Raw genomic sequence first — 17,095 nt, forward strand, 5'->3', positions numbered from 1 at the left:
TTAGCGCCCGGGCTATCTTGATTTGCATCAAGGGTGGCGGGTGGGTGGTGCCCGCCAGGCGGGCCTTTTGTCGTCTCTGCCAAGGGCCGAATACATCGGGAAGGATTGCCTCAGTGCCCCATCAACCAATGCTGATGTGGACCGGGCAAGGTCCAGATGCCGAACAGGATTACCAGCAGGCCACCGGCCATGCGCACGCTGCGCCGACGCAGCAACGCGGTGACCCGTTCCGCCGCCAGGCCGGTCGCCAGCAGCACCGGCCAGGTCCCCAGGCCGAAGGCCAGCATCAGCAGGGCGCTGTCGAGGGCATTGCCCTGGCTGGCGGACCACAACAGGGTGCTGTAGACCAGGCCGCACGGCAGCCAGCCCCAGAGTGCGCCCAGCAGCAAGGCGCGCGGTAGGCTCGACACTGGCAGCAGGCGGTTGGCCACGGGCTGTATGTGGCGCCACAGGCCGCGTCCGAGGCTCTCGATACGGGTCAGGCCGCTCCACCAGCCGGCCAGGTACAGGCCCATGGCGATCAGCAGCAGGCCGGCCAGGACACGCATGGCCATGGCCGCCGGGCTGCTGGCCACCGCCCAGCCGGCCAGGCCGATCAGCAGGCCCGCGGTGGCGTAACTGAGGATGCGCCCCAGGTTGTAGGCCAGCAGCAGGCGAAAACGCCGGCTGCGTTGTTCCTGGGGAATGGCCAGGGTCAAGGCGCCCATCAGGCCGCCGCACATGCCCAGGCAGTGACCACCGCCGAGCAGGCCGAGGATCACGGCGGAAACCAGCAGTGGCGCCAGCTCAAGCATGGGGTGGCGCCTGGTCTTTGTGCGGCGGCTGCTCGGCCGTCGGCTGGCCCTGGGCCTCGTCGACCGCGGCGGTGTGCTTGGGGTCCTGGTCGTCGAACAGAATGCTATGGGCGGGGCCGTCGAGGTCGTCGTACTGACCGCTGTCGACCGCCCAGAAGAAGATGTAGATGGCGATGGCCACGATCAGCAACGCCGCCGGGATCATCACGTAGAGAGCTGGCATGGGTAGGCTCCATGCCCGCGCGGCTCAGGCCGGCAGCGGGCGAGTGTGGGGCGTGGCCTCGGCCTGGGGCTGACGCGGCAGGCGAGTCAGGCGCAGGGCATTGAGCACCACGGTCAACGAACTGATGGACATGCCGATGGCGGCCCAAACCGGAGTGATCCAGCCGAGGGCGGCGAACGGCAGCATGAGGCCATTGTACAGCCCGGCCCACAGCAGGTTCTCGACGATTATCCGGCGTGTGCGGCGGGCCAGGCTGAAGGCCTGCACCAGCGCATCCAGGCGATTGGACAGCAGCACCGCATCGGCGCTGGTCTTGGCCAGGTCGGTGGCCGAGCCCATGGCCACGCTGATATCGGCGGCGGCCAGCACCGGCACATCGTTGACCCCGTCGCCGAGCATCAGCACTTTGCGGCCTTGGCGATGCAGTTGTTGCAACACTTGCAGCTTGTCGTCCGGACGCAGGCCGCCGCGGGCTTCGTCGATGCCCAGTTCGGCGGCGACGCTGGCGACCATCGGCGAGCTATCGCCCGAGAGCAGCAGGGTGTTCCAGCCCCGCGACTTGCAGGCGGCCAGCAGCGCCGGCGCGTCGCTGCGCAGGCGATCGTCGAGGACAAACCAGGCCAGCGGCCCTTGGGTATCGCCCAGCAACAGCCATTGGCCGGCTCCGTCCGGTATCGCCGGGACCGCACAGGCGCTGAGCTCGCAGACGAAGGCGGGTTGGCCGATGCGCAGGCGTTGCTCACCCACCAGGCCTTCCAGGCCCAGCCCGGGCATGCTCAGGACTTCTTCTGCGGCTAGCGGCGCACGGCCGAAGGCCCGGGCAATCGGATGTTCGGAGCGGTTTTCCAGGGCGGCAGCCAGGCCCAGGCACTGCTGGCTGTCGAGGTCTCCCAGGGGGAGAATCGAGCGCAGGGCCAGGCGCCCTTCGGTGAGGGTGCCGGTCTTGTCGAAAATCACCGTGTCGATCTGGTTCAGGCCTTCGAGCACATGGCCGCGGGTCAGCAGCAGGCCGAGTTTGTGCAGGGTACCGGTGGCGGCCGTCAGCGCGGTCGGGGTGGCCAGGGACAGGGCGCAGGGGCAGGTGGCGACCAGCATGGCCAGGACGATCCAGAAGGCCCGGGAGGAGTCCAGTTGCCACCAGAGCAGGCCGATGGCGGCCGCGGCGATCAGGGAGAACAGCAGGAACCACTGGGCGGCGCGGTCGGCGATCTCCGCCAGGCGCGGTTTTTCCGCCTGGGCCCGGTCCAGCAGGCGCACGATGGCCGACAGGCGAGTGTCCTGCCCCAAGGCCAGGACTTCCACGGTCAGCGCGCCCTCGACGTTGAGGGTGCCGGCGGTGACCGCATCGCCGATGCTGCGCGGTTGCGGCAGGTATTCGCCGGTGAGCAGGGATTCGTCGATGCTCGACTGGCCATCGAGGATCTTGCCGTCGGCCGGCAGGATGGCGCCGGGATGCACCAGCACCTTGTCGCCCAGGCGCAGTTCGCTGAGCAAGATGCGTTCGCTCTGGCCGTCGGCGCCCAGGCGCAGACACGAGGCCGGCAGCAGGTTGACCAGTTGTGCGGTGGCGGCGGCAGTGCGTTCGCGGGCGCGGCGTTCCAGGTAGCGCCCGGCCAGCAGGAACAGGGCGAACATGCCCACGGCATCGAAGTACAGCTCGCCGACACCGGTGATCGAAGTCCAGATCCCGGCGATATAGGCGGCGCCAATCGCCAGGGACACGGAGACGTCCATGGTCAGGTGGCGGGTGCGCAGGTCGCGCAGGGCGCCCTTGAAAAACGGCGCGCAGCTGTAGAACACGATCGGTGTGGTGAGAAACAGCGCGACCCAGCGCAGGATGGTGTGCAGCTCGGGGCTCAGGTCGATATTGAATTCCGGCCAAGTGGCCATGGTCGCCATCATCGCCTGGAACCACAGCAGCCCGGCCACGCCCAGCTGACGCAGGGCCAGGCGGTTTTCGCTGGCCAGTTGCTCGGAGGCACGGTCGGCCTGGTAGGGGTGCGCGGCGTAGCCGATCAGGCGCAGTTCGCTGAGTACCTGGCTCAGCGGTAACTGGCTGTCGGCCCAGCGCACGTGCAGGCGATGGTTGGACAGGTTCAGCCGCGCCTCGGCCACCGCGGGCAGGCTGCGCAGGTGTTTCTCGATCAGCCAGCCGCAGGCGGCGCAGCTGATGCCCTCCATCAGCAGGGTGGTTTCGGCCAGCTCGCCCTCATGTCGGACGAAGGGTTGCTGCACATCCGCCCGGTCGTACAGTGCCAGTTCGTCCACCAGTTGCACCGGCAGGGCTTGTGGGTTGGCCGAGGCTTCGCTGCGATGGCTGTAGTAGCTTTCCAGGCCGCCGGCGACTATGGCTTCGGCCACCGCCTGGCAACCCGGGCAGCAGAACTCGCGGGGGGCGCCGAGCACGATGGCGGTGAAGCGGCTGCCGCTAGGAACGGGCAGGGCGCAGTGGTAGCAGGGCAGTGGCGTGGTCATCGCGGGTCTTTGTTCTGTGGGCGGACCTCATCGCCAGCAGGCGGCCTGCCGGCGATACTCGGAGGCGCTTACTTGTCCAGGTGTTCCGCGCCTTGCAGCGGTTCGTCACCCAGCAGCAGGTCCTTGTCGTGGCTGACCTGTTCTTCTTCGAACATACGCCAGGTCTTGTCGCCCTCGACCCCCAGCAGCTCGACAAAACGGCGGCCATCGACCTTGTCGCTCAGTTGGCCAATGTAGCGGCCTTGTTCGGTCTCGCTACGGGCGAGGGTGATCTTGCGGTCCTTTTCCGGCTGGGTCGGCGAGATCAGGTTCAGTTCCAAGGTGGCGGGCGCGCTGTTGCCGCTCAGGCGCAGGTCGACTTCGCCGGTGAGGTCGTCCAGGTGCACGCTGGCGCGCATTTGCAGGGTCTGGGCCAGCAGTTCGCGGTCCAGGGAGCGGTTGATGCCTTTGCCGGCCTCGTAGTAGTTGTCGTTGACCAGGTTGTCCGGGTTGTTCACCGCGATGGTCACCATGGACAGGGTCAAGGTCACCGAGCAGGCCAGGATACCGATGATGATCCAGGGCCAGAGGTGCTTGTACCAGGGGCTTGTGGCGGTCGCTGCGGGCATGATGACTTCTCTTAACGAATTTGTGGGCCGATGAACCGGCTCTTGGCTTCAATGTGGACGCTTTCGTCGTCGGCGTCCTTGAGGATGAATTTCACCTCGTTGGTGCTCGACGGCAGTTGCTCCGGCGAGCTCGACAGCTCGACCGGCATGCTGACGATATCGCCGGCCGCCACCTTGATCTCGCGTCGGCCTTGCAGCTTGAGGTCCGGCAGGCCGGCGGCGTCCAGCACATAGGTATGGTCGCGCTGGTCCTTGTTCATGATCTTCAGGCTGTAGACGTTCTCGATCCGGCCTTCGGCGTTCTCGCGATAGAGCACGCGGTCCTTGCTGACATCGAAGCCCACCAGCGAGCGCATGAAGAAGGCGGTGACCAGCAGGCTGATCATCGCCAGCAGCACCAGCGCATAGCCGATCAGGCGTGGACGCAGTTTATGGGTTTTCTGCCCGGACAGGTTGTGTTCGGTGGTGTAGCTGATCAGGCCGCGCGGGTAGTCCATCTTGTCCATGATGTTGTCGCAGGCGTCGATACAGGCGGCGCAGCCGATGCATTCGATCTGCAGGCCGTCACGGATGTCGATGCCGGTCGGGCAGACCTGCACGCACATGGTGCAGTCGATGCAGTCGCCCAGGCCCATGGCCTTGTAGTCGGCGCCTTTCTTGCGCGGGCCGCGACCTTCGCCGCGACGCGGGTCGTAGGACACGATCAGGGTGTCCTTGTCGAACATCACGCTCTGGAAGCGGGCGTAGGGGCACATGTAGATGCACACCTGTTCGCGCAGCCAGCCGGCGTTGCCATAGGTGGCGAGGGTGAAGAAGCCGACCCAGAAGTACGACCAGCCATCGGCCTGGCCAGTGAAGAAGTCGATGACCAGTTCGCGGATCGGCGAGAAGTAGCCGACGAAGGTCATTCCGGTGACAAAGCCGATCAGCAGCCAGAGGCTGTGTTTGCTGAACTTGCGCAGGAACTTGTTGGCGCTCATCGACGCCTTGTCGAGCTTGATGCGCTGGTTGCGGTCGCCTTCGGTGACCTTCTCGCACCACATGAAAATCCAGGTCCAGACGCTTTGCGGGCAGGTATAGCCGCACCAGACGCGCCCGGCGTACACAGTGATGAAGAACAGGCCGAAGGCGGCGATGATCAAAAGCCCCGACAGCAGGATGAAATCCTGGGGCCAGAAGGTGGCGCCGAAGATGAAGAACTTGCGCTCCGGCAGGTTCCACCAGACGGCCTGGTGGCCACCCCAGTTGAGCCACACCGTACCGAAATACAGCAGGAACAGGGCCGCGCCGCCAACCATCCGCAAGTTGCGGAAGAGGCCGGTGAAGGCGCGTGTGTAGATTTTTTCCCGAGAGGCGTAGAGGTCTACGCTGTTGTTCGAATTCTTGGCAGGAGGGGTAACGTCATGTACCGGAATCTGGTTGCTCATCATTGCATCCCACGGCAGTGGAGAAATGCCCCGGTCAGTACGTGCCGACCGCGATCAAATAGGGGTGTTGCAGTGGCGCAATGATACGCCTGTCGCTCTAGCTCAAGGGTGCGACCTTTGGTCGCGTTGGGGGAAATCAATTGATGGTGTAATGACTTGAATCAATTGACTTGTGAATTATGGACGCTTTTCGCCGCGACCGCGTTCAATCGTTCCATGGGTTGAGCAGTCGCACACCGCTGGACTGGAAGTCGGCGATATTGCGGGTAACGACTGTCAGCCCATGTTCCAGGGCGGTCGCCGCAATCAAGGCATCGCATTCATTGCTGCGATCCGGAACATGCAATCGGGCGCAGCGCATGGCGATAGCGTGGTCAATGGCCAGGATTCGTCCGTCGAAAGCGGGCATCACGCGCAGTTCCAGCCAGGCGCGCAGCAGCGCCCCTTGGGTGTGATCACGGCGTTCTAACCGCAGGATGCCGGTTTCCAGTTCCAATAACGTTATGACTGACAAAAACAGGCTGGTTGGCGCCACGGTCTGAGCCCAGGCCACTACCTGGCGATCAGCGTTGGGCTTGCGTAATTCGGATACAACATTGGTATCGAGCAAAAACATCAGGACAGATCGATCTCGCGAGGAATGATGGTGGCGCGCTCTGTTTCGAAATCGATTTCAGGCGCTTCGGGCATGGCCAGCATGTCGACGATGCTGGTGTTCAGGCCACTCAGTTTTTCGTAGTCCTCAATGCTTAGCAGCACATGGGCGGGCCTGCCACGGTCGGTGATGATGACCGGGCCGTTTCTTGAGGCTTTTTTGGCACCACTTGTGTCCTGATTGAATTCGCGACTGGAGATGGTGATGGTAGCCATAGTCATACCCTCGACAAAAGTTTCATGTAGCAACGTTACTACTCTAGGCGTGGAGGGGGCAATCTCAAGCGGGGGCGGAGCGACGGACGTAAGGGGAGAGGAAAATAAAAAGGCCCCGCCAATGTCCATTGGTGGGGCCTTTTTATTACCCGAAGGTGTCTGCCTTACTCGGCGTCCGCCGGCTTGTCACTGTGGGACAGGCTGTAGACGTAAGCGGCCAGCAGGTGAACCTTGTCGTTACCTTGCAGCTGTTCCTGGGCAGGCATCTGGCCCTGACGGCCGTAACGGATGGTCTGCTGCAGTTGGGCGAAGCTCGAGCCGTAGATGAACGCGCCCGGGTGGGTCAGGTCAGGTGCGCCCATGGCTGGGGTACCTTTACCGGCCGGACCGTGGCACGCCACGCAGTTGGCGGCGAAGATCTTCTGGCCGTTGGCCGGATCGGCCTTGGCGCTTTCCGGCAGCTTGCGGCCATCGAGGTTGGTCAGCACATACGCCGCCACATCGCTGACGCCTTGCTCGCCGATGACTTCGGCCCAGGCCGGCATCACCGCGTGACGACCGCCCATGATGGTGGTCTTGATGGTTTCCGGCTCGCCGCCCCAGCGCCAGTCGGCGTCGGTCAGGTTCGGGAAGCCATAGGCACCCTTGGCGTCGGAACCGTGGCAGACCGAGCAGTTGGAGGCGAACAGGCGGCCACCCATCTTCAGGGCTTGCGGGTCCTTGGCGACTTCTTCGATCGGCATGGAGGCGAACTTGGCGAAGATCGGACCGAACTTGGCGTCCGACTTGGCCATTTCCTTTTCCCACTCGTGCACGCCGGTCCAGCCGGTCTGGCCGTTGGCGAAGGGGGTCTGCTTTTCGGTATCCAGGTAGTTGTAGCCTGGCAGGATGCCTTTCCAGTTACCCAGGCCCGGGTACAGCACCAGGTAACCCAGGGCGAAGACGATGGTGCCGACGAACAACATGAACCACCATTTCGGCAGCGGGTTGTCGTACTCCTCGATCCCGTCGAAGGAGTGGCCGACCGTCTCGTCGGTCTGCTCGGCGCGCTGGCCCTTGCGGGTCGACAGCAGCAGCCAGGTCAGGGCGAAAATGGTACCCAGACTGAGGACTGTGACGTACAGACTCCAGAACGTAGTCATTCTTTGTTACTCCTAGAAGCTTGCTCGACGTGCTTGATGGCTTCGGGATCATCCGCGAACGGCAGCAAGGTGGCGTCTTCGAACTCGGACTTGCGCTTGGGGCTGAACACCCACAGCGCCAGGCCGATGAAGGCCACCATCACCACTACGGTGCCCAGGCCACGAATCATCCCGATATCCATCTAAATCACCGTTTGCTTTTGATGATGGTGCCCAGGCCTTGCAGATAGGCCACCAGCGCGTCCATTTCGGTTTTGCCCTTCACGGCATCCTTGGCACCGGCGATGTCTTCGTCGGTGTAAGGGACGCCGAGCGTGCGCAAGACTTCCATTTTTTTCGCGGTGTCTTTGCCGTCGAGCTTGTTTTCTACGAGGAACGGGTAAGCCGGCATTTTCGACTCAGGTACAACGTTGCGCGGGTTGTACAGGTGCGCACGCTGCCAGTCATCGGAGTAACGGCCGCCAACGCGAGCCAGGTCCGGACCGGTACGCTTGGAACCCCACAGGAACGGGTGGTCCCAGACGCTTTCACCGGCGACCGAGTAGTGGCCGTAGCGTTCGGTTTCGGCACGGAACGGACGGATCATCTGCGAGTGGCAGCCGACACAGCCGTTGGCGATATAGACGTCGCGGCCTTCCAGTTCCAGGGCGGTGCGCGGCTTCATGCCTTCCACCGGCTTGTTGGTGACGTCCTGGAAGAACAGCGGGACGATCTGGGTCAGGCCGCCGATGCTGACGGCGATGACCATGAAGAAGGCCAGCAGGCCGATATTCTTCTCTACTGCTTCATGCTTCATCAGTGAGCTCCAACTACAGAGATCTGAGCGGCGGCGTCGGCGTCAGCCGGGTTCGAGGCGCGAACGGTACGGAACACGTTGTACGCCATGAACAGCATGCCGGCGGCAAAGAACGCACCGCCCAGGGCACGCACGATGAAACCAGGATGGCTGGCCTGCAGGGCTTCGACGAAGGAGTAGGTGAGGGTGCCGTCATCGTTGATTGCACGCCACATCAGGCCCTGGGTGATGCCGTTGACCCACATCGAGGCGATGTACAGCACGGTACCAATGGTAGCCAGCCAGAAGTGGGTGTTGATCAGGCCGATGCTGTGCATCTGCTGACGACCGAAGACTTTCGGGATCATGTGGTACAGGGCGCCGATCGAGATCATCGCTACCCAACCCAGAGCGCCGGCGTGTACGTGGCCGATGGTCCAGTCGGTGTAGTGCGACAGCGAGTTGACGGTCTTGATCGCCATCATCGGACCTTCGAAGGTCGACATGCCGTAGAACGCCAGGGACACCACCAGGAAGCGCAGGATCGGGTCGGTGCGCAGCTTATGCCAGGCGCCCGACAGGGTCATCATGCCGTTGATCATGCCGCCCCAGCTTGGCGCCAGCAGGATGATCGACATGGCCATGCCCAGGGACTGTGCCCAGTCCGGCAGCGCGGTGTAGTGCAGGTGGTGCGGACCAGCCCAGATGTACAGGGTGATCAGCGCCCAGAAGTGCACGATGGACAGGCGATAGGAGTAGATCGGACGCTCGGCCTGTTTCGGCACGAAGTAGTACATCATCCCCAGGAAGCCGGTGGTCAGGAAGAAACCTACGGCGTTGTGGCCGTACCACCACTGGATCATGGCGTCGGTCGCGCCCGAGTAGGCCGAGTAGGACTTGAAGAGGCTGACCGGCAGGGAAGCGTGGTTGACGATGTGCAGCATCGCGGTGACCACGATGAAGGCACCGTAGAACCAGTTACCCACATAGATGTGCTTGGTCTTGCGCTTGACGATGGTGCCGAAGAACACCAGACCGTAGGTGACCCAGACGATGGCCAGCAGGATAGCCAGAGGCCATTCCAGTTCCGCGTATTCCTTGGTGGTGGTGTAACCCAGCGGCAAGGTAACGATCGCGCCGACGATCACGGCTTGCCAACCCCAGAAGGTGAAGGCCGCCAGGCTGTCGGAAATCAGTCGCGTTTGGCAGGTTCGCTGCACGACGTAGTAAGAAGTGGCAAACAACGCACATCCACCGAAGGCGAAAATCACCAGGTTGGTGTGCAGCGGGCGCAGGCGTCCAAAGGTCGTCCATGGCAGACCGAAGTTCAACTCCGGCCAGACCAGTTGCGAGGCGATGAAGACACCGAGCCCCATGCCAAGGATCCCCCAGACCACCGTCATGATGGCGAACTGGCGGACTACCTTATAGTTATAAGCAGTCGGACTGATTGCTGTGCTCATTCTAAGGTTCCACGGTTTGGGTGTTTTATTAGGAGTAAAAATCGGCCGCAAGTATGGAGAAAGCAGGGGGTCATTGCAACGCGCCATGACCTGGGTCAATGCTTTCAAAAGCTGATTCTGCGGCCTTTCCATGCGCGGAGTAAGGACAAAATCAGCCTCGGACAAAATGTCGCAGCGGATGAAAAAGGCGAGGGGTACAGGTCAGTTGTAACCGGGTGTGTGGAAAGCCCTTGAACGAGCGACAGACGGTAAGTGGCGCGACAGCCGGTATAAACCAGCCTTTGCGGCCTGTCCTCGAACGACGGCTTCGAATGGAGCGGCTACTTCTGGTCTGTGACCGGCCAGTGCCAGTCCACTGCGAAGCAGCTTAGACCCGAATTCGGAGAGTTGAAAGGCAGGGAGTAGAGAGGGTGCGACACTTGGTCGCGCAGAGGCAGGGAACTGCCGCATCGAGCGATGCGGCAGTGGAGGGAGCGGTTATTGCTCGCTTGAGGTTTCAGTCTGCGGCTGGTTGGCCGCGTTGTGGGACAGGCTGTAGACGTAGGCTGCGAGCAACTGGACCTTGTCGTTGCCGAGCAGTTCGTTCTGCGCCGGCATGTGGCCCTGGCGACCGTGGCGAATGGTCTGTTGCAGTTGGGTCAGGCTGGTGCCGTAGATGAAGCCCGCCGGTTGCGTCAGGTTCGGCGCGCCCATGATTTCCGTGCCTTGGCCGTTGGCGCCGTGACAGGCGACGCAGGTGGTGCTGAAGGCTTGTTTGCCAGCGACGAGGTCGGCGCTGCTGTCGGCAGGCAACGGCAGGCCGGCGAGTTCATGACGCACATAGGCCGCGACGTTCTTCACCCCGTCCTCGCCCAGCACTTCGCCCCAGGCCGGCATGGCCGCCATGCGACCGCCCATGATGGTGGCCTTGATGGTGTCGGCGTTGCCGCCCCAGCGCCAGTTGTTGTCGGCGAGGTTAGGGAAGCCGAAGGCGCCCTTGGCGTCCGAGCCGTGGCACACCGAGCAGTTGGAGGCGAACAGGCGTCCGCCCATTTTCAGCGCCTGCGGGTCCTTGGCCACTTCTTCCACGGGCATGGCGGCGAACTTGGCGAAGATCGGGCCGAACTTGGCGTCTGCCTTGTTCATTTCCTTTTCCCATTCCTTGGTCTGGGTCCAGCCGTCCTCGTAGCCCGGCAGGATACCTTTCCAGTTGCCCAGGCCCGGGTAGAGGATCAGGTAGCCGACGGAAAACACCAGGGTGCCGGCGAACAGCAGGAACCACCATTGCGGCAGGGGGTTGTCGTACTCCTCGATGCCATCGAACGCGTGCCCCATGGTCTGGTCGACGCTGCCCTTGGTCTCGCCCTTGCGCGTGCCGATCAACAGCCAGGTCAGGCCGATCAGGCTGCCTATGGTCAGTACGCAGATGTACGTACTCCAGAAGGTGGTCATGGCCGAATGCTCCTTGTCGCATGCTCTTCGGATTGAGCGTCATCAGATGGATTGCCGGGCACTTCCGGCGAAGGTTCGTCGGCAAAGGGCAGCAGGCGCGCCTGGGCGAACTCCGGGTTGCGCTTGGCGTTGAAGACCCAGATCGACAGGCCGATGAAGGCAATCATCACCACCAGCGTGCCGAGCCCGCGGATCATGCCGCTATCGAGTTCAAGACCCATGGCTCACCTCTTGCTCTTGATCGCAGTGCCAAGCACTTGCAGGTAGGCGACCAGGGCGTCCATCTCGGTCTTGCCCTTGAGGGAGGCGACGGCACCGGCGATATCCTCGTCGTTGTACGGCACGCCGAGGGTGCGCATGGCACGCAGCTTGGTCTCGGTGTGGCTGCTGTCGACCTGCTGGGTGACCAGCCATGGGTAGGCCGGCATCTTCGACTCGGGCACCACGTTGCGCGGGTTGTACAGGTGCGCGCGGTGCCAGTCGTCGGAGTAGCGGGCGCCGACCCGGGCCAGGTCCGGACCGGTACGCTTGGAGCCCCACAGGAACGGGTGGTCCCAGACGCTTTCACCGGCGACCGAGTAGTGGCCGTAGCGTTCGGTCTCGGCGCGGAACGGACGGATCATCTGCGAGTGGCAGCCGACGCAGCCTTCGCGGATGTAGATATCGCGGCCTTCCAGCTGCAGGGCGGTGTAGGGCTTCATGCCGTCCACCGGCTTGTTGGTGACGTCCTGGAAGAACAGCGGGACGATCTGGGTCAGACCGCCGATGCTCACGGCAAACACCATCAGCAGCATCAGCAGGCCGACGTTTTTCTCGATGACTTCGTGTTTCATGGCGGACTCCTCAGGCCATCTGCGCAGCGGCGGTGATTTCGGCAGGCTGGGCCGCGCGTACGGTGCGCCAGGTGTTGTAGGCCATCAGCAGCATGCCGAAGAGGAAGATCGCGCCACCGACGAAGCGCACGATAAAGCCCGGGTGGCTGGCCACCAGGGTTTCGACGAAGGAGTAGGTCAGCGTCCCGTCTTCGTTGACGGCGCGCCACATCAGGCCCTGGGCGATGCCGTTGACCCACATCGAGGCGATGTAGAGCACGGTGCCGATGGTGGCGAGCCAGAAGTGCGCGTTGATCAGGCCGATGCTGTGCATCTGCTGACGACCGAAGACTTTCGGGATCATGTGGTACAGGGCGCCGATGGAGATCATCGCTACCCAACCCAGAGCGCCGGCGTGTACGTGGCCGATGGTCCAGTCGGTGTAGTGGGAGAGGGCGTTGACGGTCTTGATCGCCATCATCGGACCTTCGAAGGTCGACATGCCGTAGAACGCCAGGGATACCACCAAGAACCGCAGGATCGGATCGGTGCGCAGCTTATGCCAGGCCCCCGAGAGGGTCATCATGCCGTTGATCATGCCGCCCCAGCTCGGTGCCAGGAGGATCAGCGACATCACCATGCCCAGGGACTGGGCCCAGTCCGGCAGGGCGGTGTAGTGCAGGTGGTGCGGGCCGGCCCAGATGTACAGGGTGATCAGTGCCCAGAAGTGCACGATGGACAGGCGATAGGAATACACCGGACGCTCGGCCTGCTTGGGCACGAAGTAGTACATCATCCCCAGGAAGCCCGCGGTCAGGAAGAAGCCCACCGCGTTGTGGCCGTACCACCATTGCACCATGGCGTCGGTCGCACCGGCATACACCGAGTAGGACTTGGTCAGGCTGACCGGCAGTTCCAGGTTGTTGACGATATGCAGGATGGCCACGGTGATGATGAAACCGCCGAAGAACCAGTTACCGACGTAGATGTGCTTGGTGTTGCGCTTCATCACCGTGCCGAAGAACACGATGGCGTAGGCCACCCAGACGATGGTGATGAGGATGTCGATCGGCCATTCCAGCTCGGCGTATTCCTTGGAGCTGGTGTAGCCCAGCGGCAGGCTGATGGCCGCCAAGAGGATGACAAGCTGCCAGCCCCAGAAGCAGAACGCGGCGATTTTCGGCGCGAACAGCTGGGTCTGGCAGGTGCGTTGCACCGAGTAGAAGGAGCTGGCGAACAGTGCGCAGCCACCAAAGGCGAAGATCACCGCGTTGGTGTGCAACGGGCGCAGGCGACCGAAACTGGTCCAGGGCAGGTTGAAGTTGAGTTCGGGCCAGACCAACTGGGCAGCGAGAAAAACCCCGAGCCCCATGCCGACGATGCCCCACACCACCGTCATAATGGCGAATTGGCGGACCACCTTGTAGTTGTAGGCGGTACTGATAGAAGTGTTCATGGTTCCCCATCCACGGTTCAGCTGAAGTGAAAGCGACTGCGCACGGCAAGGCGCGCTCACTTCTTCTGGAGTTATAGGCAGACTAAAAGCGAGGTAAGCATGGGCAAACGGCAAGGGGCTGTTATTGACGGGGATCAATGGGCGCAGTGCGTGCGGGAACGGGGCTGGCTCTGGGATGTCGCGCAGGAGCCGCTGGCCGGCGAACCCCTGACCCTGATCCTGGCCCATGGCGCCGGCGCGCCGATGGACAGCGCTTTCATGAGCGACATGGCCGCACGCCTTGCGGCGCATGGGGTCAACGTTCTGCGCTTCGAGTTTCCCTACATGGCCCAGCGTCGCCTCGATGGTGGCAAACGGCCGCCTAACCCGGCGCCGAAGCTGCTGGAGTGCTGGCGCGAGGTGTATGCCCAGGTGCGACCTCATGTCGCTGGGCAATTGGCCATCGGCGGCAAGTCCATGGGCGGGCGCATGGCCAGTTTGCTGGCCGACGAGCTGGGCGCCGATGCGCTGGTGTGCCTGGGTTATCCGTTTTATGCCGCCGGCAAGCCGGAGAAACCACGGGTCGCCCACCTGGCCGAATTGCGCACCACGACCCTGATCGTCCAGGGTGAGCGCGATGCCCTGGGTAACCGCGAGGCGGTCGAAGCTTATGTGCTGGCACCGGCTATCGAGCTGTTCTGGCTGGCGGCCGCCGACCATGACCTGAAACCGCTCAAGGCCTCAGGCTTCACCCATGAGCAGCACCTGGAGGCAGCCGCGCGGAAGGTTGCTGATCTGTTACGCGGTTTGAATAGCTGAATACCTGTAGGAGCGAAGCTTGCTCGCGATGCGGCCTGGCAGTCGCCACCGTTGTCGCCTTGAAAAACAATCGCGAGCAAGCTTCGCTCCTACAGGGCGAGCGGGGCTTGAAAACAGGCAATAAAAAACCCGGAAGGCTGGCCTTCCGGGTTTTTTGTTTTGCGGCTTAGCGGTTGAAGCGTTCGACCAACGAGTACTGCGTGTTGGCGGTGCGAGTCAGTTCTTCGCTGAGCTGTGCCGAGTTCAGGGCCTGCTCAGAGGTCTGGTCGGCCAGTTGGGCGATGGTGCTGATGTTGCGGCTGATCTCTTCGGCCACGGCGCTTTGCTCTTCGGTGGCGGCAGCGATCTGGGTGGTCATGTCGGTGATGTTGGCCACCGCTTCGCTGATACCCACCAGCGCCTGGTCGGCTTCCAGTACCCGGGCCACGCCTTCCTCGGCCTGACGATGCCCGGCGTCCATGGTCTGCACCGCCGTGCTGGCGGTTTGCTGGAGCTTGGCGATCAGGGTGTGGATCTGGCCGGTGGATTCGCTGGTGCGTTGCGCCAGTTGGCGAACCTCGTCGGCCACCACCGCGAAGCCGCGACCCATTTCCCCGGCGCGAGCCGCTTCGATGGCCGCGTTCAACGCCAGCAGGTTGGTCTGGTCGGCGATGCCCTTGATCACGTCGACCACGCCGCCGATTTCGTCGCTGTCCTTGGCCAGCTGGGTCACGGTCAGGCCGGTTTCGCCCACCACCACCGACAGGCGCTGGATCGCTTCGCGGGTCTCCCCGGCGATGTCGCGACCGCGGCCGGTGAGGCGATTGGCTTCCTGGGTCGCATCGGCGGTGCGCTGCACGTGGCTGGCCACTTCCTGGGTGGTGGCGGCCATCTGGTTGACCGCGGTGGCCACCTGTTCGGTCTCCACGCGCTGGCGTTCCAGGCCGCTGGAGCTGTTGTGCGCCAGGGTGTCGGACTGCCGTGCCTGCTCGTTGAGGTGCTCGGCGGTGTCCTGCAGACGGGTCAGGCAGGTTTTCAGGCGGGCTTCCTGGCTGAGGATCGACATCTCCAGGCGCGCCTGGGCGCCACGGCTGTCGGTGTACATCTGGGCGATCAGCGGGTCGGAGGTGGTCTGCTCGGCCAGGCGCAGCAAGCGCTTGAGGCCGCGCTGTTGCCAGCTCAGCCCGAGCAGGCCGAGCGGCACGGAAAGGCCGGCGGCGAGAGCAAAGCCCCAGGAGGAGTTGAGCCAGGCGCCAATCAGGAAGCTCAACTGGCTGACCAGGATGAACGGCAGCCAGTCCTGGAGTATCGGCAGCCATTTATCGCGTTTCGGAATCGCCGACTTGCCCTGGTTGATGCGTTGGTAAAGCGCTTCGGCCCGGCGGATCTGCTCGGCGGTGGGCTTGACCCGCACCGACTCGTAGCCGACCACTTGCTGACCTTCGAAGACCGGTGTCACGTAGGCGTTGACCCAGTAGTGGTCACCGGTCTTGCAGCGATTCTTGACAATGCCCATCCATGGCAAGCCTTGTTTCAGGGTGGCCCACATATGCGCGAACACCGCGGCCGGAACGTCGGGGTGACGGACCAGGTTGTGCGGTGCGCGGACCAGTTCCTCACGAGAAAACCCGCTGATTTCAACGAAGGCATCGTTGCAGTAGGTGATCACGCCTTTGGCATCGGTAGTGGAGATCAACCGTTGCTGAGTCGGAAAGGTACGTTCGCGCTGGGTGACGGGCTGGTTGTTACGCATGGTTTTTCTATCCGCAAGGCTTTGATAGGTTGTCGGCGGTCTTCGCCAATTATTGAAGTTTTTTTCTGGAATTTGAGAAGTGCTTCATTGACACAGACCTGATTCTGCAAGGAGAGGTGAGGGGAAGCGGCGAAGCCGAGGCCCGTTCAGGGAACCCCGGCTTCGCAAGGGTCAGCCTGCCAGCATCGGGTAGGTAAACAGCCCGAAATGCAGCAGGTTCAAACCGAAATGGGTGGCCACCGCGGCGCCCAGGCCGCCAAAGCGGTAGGCCAGGCCATAACCGACCCCGGCGATACTCGCCAGCAGCCACCATTGCCAGCCGGCGCCCACATGCATCAGGCCGAACAGCAGGGCCGCGCACATCAGCGCCAGGTTTTCACCATAGGGCAGGTGCTTGAAGCGACGGCTCAGGCCGCCCTGAATGTAGCCACGAAACAGCGCTTCTTCCACCAGGGTGACCAGCAGCAGGTTGTTCAGCACCCATAGCCAGGCTTGATCCGGCCATTTCGGCGCCCAGTTGATGATGCCCAGCAACACCGCGCCGCCCAGGGCCGCCAGTGCGGTCAGGGTCAAGGCCAGGGCGGTGGTGTAGAGGGGCAGGCGCAGCGAACGCCGGCCGATGATCCAGGGGCAGACCAGCAACAGCCAGAAGCCGATCAGCGGCTTGTCCTGGTTCAGGTACATGGAAAACGGCACGGCATCGGCGGTGAAACGTTCCGGGCCGATCGCCCGGCCATTGTAGAAACCGGGCAGCCAGTGCATGGCCAGCGCCAGGGCCAGTACCACGAACAGGCCGTGCCCCAGGTAGCGCGCGTAAGGGCTTTTCTGCTGGCGCACGGCAAAGCCCGCGCATAGCAGCAAGGCGACGGAAACCGCCGCCAGCAGGCCCAGTTGGCCGTAGCTCAGGGCCAGGGCGTAACCAATGGAGAGAAGTGCCAGGTACATCCATGGCAGAACAGTCATGTGAAATCCTTGTTGCGAAAAGAATGGAATCAGCCGCTCGCGCCACCTGCGTCAGCGGTTACTGGATAGAACGAACGGGGGGCCAGTATAACGAGGCGGGGGCGATGAATAAGTGAAACAAAAACA

18 protein-coding genes are annotated in these 17,095 nt (G+C 63.0%); 1 reads left to right on the plus strand and 17 read right to left on the minus strand.

Annotation, left to right across the window (positions count from 1 at the left end; all coding sequences use genetic code 11):
• Nucleotides 1-110: 110 nt before the first annotated feature.
• The 15 genes from C4K38_RS09690 to ccoN (C4K38_RS09760) form a co-directional block, all read right to left on the minus strand.
• A complete protein-coding gene (locus tag C4K38_RS09690; RefSeq protein WP_053278139.1) occupies nt 111-794 on the minus strand; it encodes a sulfite exporter TauE/SafE family protein in 684 nt (227 codons plus the stop codon).
• Nucleotides 787-1,017, minus strand: a complete 231-nt coding sequence (ccoS, locus tag C4K38_RS09695) for a cbb3-type cytochrome oxidase assembly protein CcoS (protein ID WP_025804247.1) — start codon at nt 1,015-1,017, stop codon at nt 787-789. Before ccoS ends, C4K38_RS09690 begins: the two co-directional genes overlap by 8 nt.
• Before the next feature lie 24 nt (nt 1,018-1,041).
• Nucleotides 1,042-3,492, minus strand: coding sequence for a heavy metal translocating P-type ATPase (locus tag C4K38_RS09700; RefSeq protein WP_053278140.1), 2,451 nt, complete (start codon nt 3,490-3,492; stop codon nt 1,042-1,044).
• A gap of 68 nt (nt 3,493-3,560) precedes the next feature.
• A complete protein-coding gene (locus C4K38_RS09705; RefSeq protein WP_025804245.1) occupies nt 3,561-4,100 on the minus strand; it encodes a FixH family protein in 540 nt (179 codons plus the stop codon).
• Between the two features lie 11 nt (nt 4,101-4,111).
• Nucleotides 4,112-5,527, minus strand: coding sequence for a cytochrome c oxidase accessory protein CcoG (ccoG, locus tag C4K38_RS09710; protein WP_053278141.1), 1,416 nt, complete (start codon nt 5,525-5,527; stop codon nt 4,112-4,114).
• Between the two features lie 205 nt (nt 5,528-5,732).
• Nucleotides 5,733-6,143, minus strand: coding sequence for a type II toxin-antitoxin system VapC family toxin (locus tag C4K38_RS09715; protein WP_053278142.1), 411 nt, complete (start codon nt 6,141-6,143; stop codon nt 5,733-5,735).
• Complete coding sequence (locus C4K38_RS09720) at nt 6,143-6,397, minus strand: type II toxin-antitoxin system Phd/YefM family antitoxin (RefSeq protein ID WP_053278143.1); 255 nt, start codon at nt 6,395-6,397, stop codon at nt 6,143-6,145. The genes C4K38_RS09715 and C4K38_RS09720 overlap by 1 nt, the downstream gene beginning before the upstream one ends.
• A 164-nt stretch (nt 6,398-6,561) precedes the next feature.
• Entirely contained in the window at nt 6,562-7,539 is a 978-nt protein-coding gene (gene ccoP / locus C4K38_RS09725) for a cytochrome-c oxidase, cbb3-type subunit III (protein ID WP_009047944.1), read from the minus strand.
• Nucleotides 7,536-7,721 carry a CcoQ/FixQ family Cbb3-type cytochrome c oxidase assembly chaperone gene (locus tag C4K38_RS09730; RefSeq protein WP_003175465.1) on the minus strand — a complete coding sequence of 62 codons (186 nt, stop codon included), beginning with the start codon at nt 7,719-7,721 and terminating at the stop codon, nt 7,536-7,538. The genes ccoP (C4K38_RS09725) and C4K38_RS09730 overlap by 4 nt, the downstream gene beginning before the upstream one ends.
• A 5-nt stretch (nt 7,722-7,726) precedes the next feature.
• Complete coding sequence (gene ccoO / locus C4K38_RS09735; protein ID WP_009042961.1) at nt 7,727-8,335, minus strand: cytochrome-c oxidase, cbb3-type subunit II; 609 nt, start codon at nt 8,333-8,335, stop codon at nt 7,727-7,729.
• Entirely contained in the window at nt 8,335-9,777 is a 1,443-nt protein-coding gene (gene ccoN / locus C4K38_RS09740; RefSeq protein ID WP_053278144.1) for a cytochrome-c oxidase, cbb3-type subunit I, read from the minus strand. Before ccoN (C4K38_RS09740) ends, ccoO (C4K38_RS09735) begins: the two co-directional genes overlap by 1 nt.
• A gap of 477 nt (nt 9,778-10,254) precedes the next feature.
• A complete protein-coding gene (gene ccoP, locus C4K38_RS09745; protein ID WP_053278145.1) occupies nt 10,255-11,208 on the minus strand; it encodes a cytochrome-c oxidase, cbb3-type subunit III in 954 nt (317 codons plus the stop codon).
• Complete coding sequence (locus C4K38_RS09750; RefSeq protein ID WP_023968526.1) at nt 11,205-11,429, minus strand: cbb3-type cytochrome oxidase subunit 3; 225 nt, start codon at nt 11,427-11,429, stop codon at nt 11,205-11,207. Before C4K38_RS09750 ends, ccoP (C4K38_RS09745) begins: the two co-directional genes overlap by 4 nt.
• A gap of 3 nt (nt 11,430-11,432) precedes the next feature.
• A complete protein-coding gene (gene ccoO, locus C4K38_RS09755; RefSeq protein ID WP_025804238.1) occupies nt 11,433-12,041 on the minus strand; it encodes a cytochrome-c oxidase, cbb3-type subunit II in 609 nt (202 codons plus the stop codon).
• A 10-nt stretch (nt 12,042-12,051) separates the two neighbouring features.
• Complete coding sequence (gene ccoN / locus C4K38_RS09760) at nt 12,052-13,476, minus strand: cytochrome-c oxidase, cbb3-type subunit I (RefSeq protein WP_025804237.1); 1,425 nt, start codon at nt 13,474-13,476, stop codon at nt 12,052-12,054.
• Between the two features lie 99 nt (nt 13,477-13,575).
• Between ccoN (C4K38_RS09760) and C4K38_RS09765 the strand changes: the two genes are divergently transcribed.
• Nucleotides 13,576-14,274, plus strand: a complete 699-nt coding sequence (locus tag C4K38_RS09765) for an alpha/beta family hydrolase (protein WP_053278146.1) — start codon at nt 13,576-13,578, stop codon at nt 14,272-14,274.
• A gap of 166 nt (nt 14,275-14,440) precedes the next feature.
• Here C4K38_RS09765 and C4K38_RS09770 read toward each other — a convergent pair whose 3' ends face one another.
• Both C4K38_RS09770 and C4K38_RS09775 read right to left on the minus strand, forming a co-directional pair.
• The gene (locus C4K38_RS09770; protein WP_053278147.1) at nt 14,441-16,006 is read right to left on the minus strand and encodes a methyl-accepting chemotaxis protein; all 1,566 of its coding nucleotides are present in this window, start codon (nt 16,004-16,006) and stop codon (nt 14,441-14,443) included.
• A gap of 171 nt (nt 16,007-16,177) precedes the next feature.
• Nucleotides 16,178-16,969: a CPBP family intramembrane glutamic endopeptidase gene (locus C4K38_RS09775; protein ID WP_053278148.1), complete on the minus strand. Its 792-nt coding sequence runs from the start codon at nt 16,967-16,969 to the stop codon at nt 16,178-16,180.
• Nucleotides 16,970-17,095 lie beyond the last annotated feature (126 nt).

The sequence above is a fragment of the Pseudomonas chlororaphis subsp. piscium genome, assembly GCF_003850345.1.
Taxonomy (GTDB): Bacteria; Pseudomonadota; Gammaproteobacteria; order Pseudomonadales; family Pseudomonadaceae; genus Aquipseudomonas; species Aquipseudomonas piscium.

Bases quoted from the DNA above. Each gene is read 5' to 3' on its own strand.
- ccoO (WP_009042961.1), bottom strand. From the start codon at position 8,335: ATGAAGCATGAAGCAGTAGAGAAGAATATCGGCCTGCTGGCCTTCTTC.
- C4K38_RS09705 (WP_025804245.1), bottom strand. From the start codon at position 4,100: ATGCCCGCAGCGACCGCCACAAGCCCCTGGTACAAGCACCTCTGGCCC.
- C4K38_RS09700 (WP_053278140.1), bottom strand. From the start codon at position 3,492: ATGACCACGCCACTGCCCTGCTACCACTGCGCCCTGCCCGTTCCTAGC.
- C4K38_RS09730 (WP_003175465.1), bottom strand. From the start codon at position 7,721: ATGGATATCGGGATGATTCGTGGCCTGGGCACCGTAGTGGTGATGGTG.
- C4K38_RS09715 (WP_053278142.1), bottom strand. From the start codon at position 6,143: ATGTTTTTGCTCGATACCAATGTTGTATCCGAATTACGCAAGCCCAAC.
- C4K38_RS09770 (WP_053278147.1), bottom strand. From the start codon at position 16,006: ATGCGTAACAACCAGCCCGTCACCCAGCGCGAACGTACCTTTCCGACT.
- ccoO (WP_025804238.1), bottom strand. From the start codon at position 12,041: ATGAAACACGAAGTCATCGAGAAAAACGTCGGCCTGCTGATGCTGCTG.
- C4K38_RS09720 (WP_053278143.1), bottom strand. From the start codon at position 6,397: ATGGCTACCATCACCATCTCCAGTCGCGAATTCAATCAGGACACAAGT.
- ccoS (WP_025804247.1), bottom strand. From the start codon at position 1,017: ATGCCAGCTCTCTACGTGATGATCCCGGCGGCGTTGCTGATCGTGGCC.
- C4K38_RS09750 (WP_023968526.1), bottom strand. From the start codon at position 11,429: ATGGGTCTTGAACTCGATAGCGGCATGATCCGCGGGCTCGGCACGCTG.
- ccoN (WP_025804237.1), bottom strand. From the start codon at position 13,476: ATGAACACTTCTATCAGTACCGCCTACAACTACAAGGTGGTCCGCCAA.
- ccoP (WP_009047944.1), bottom strand. From the start codon at position 7,539: ATGACTACGTTCTGGAGTCTGTACGTCACAGTCCTCAGTCTGGGTACC.
- ccoG (WP_053278141.1), bottom strand. From the start codon at position 5,527: ATGAGCAACCAGATTCCGGTACATGACGTTACCCCTCCTGCCAAGAAT.
- C4K38_RS09775 (WP_053278148.1), bottom strand. From the start codon at position 16,969: ATGACTGTTCTGCCATGGATGTACCTGGCACTTCTCTCCATTGGTTAC.
- ccoP (WP_053278145.1), bottom strand. From the start codon at position 11,208: ATGACCACCTTCTGGAGTACGTACATCTGCGTACTGACCATAGGCAGC.
- C4K38_RS09765 (WP_053278146.1), top strand. From the start codon at position 13,576: ATGGGCAAACGGCAAGGGGCTGTTATTGACGGGGATCAATGGGCGCAG.
- ccoN (WP_053278144.1), bottom strand. From the start codon at position 9,777: ATGAGCACAGCAATCAGTCCGACTGCTTATAACTATAAGGTAGTCCGC.
- C4K38_RS09690 (WP_053278139.1), bottom strand. From the start codon at position 794: ATGCTTGAGCTGGCGCCACTGCTGGTTTCCGCCGTGATCCTCGGCCTG.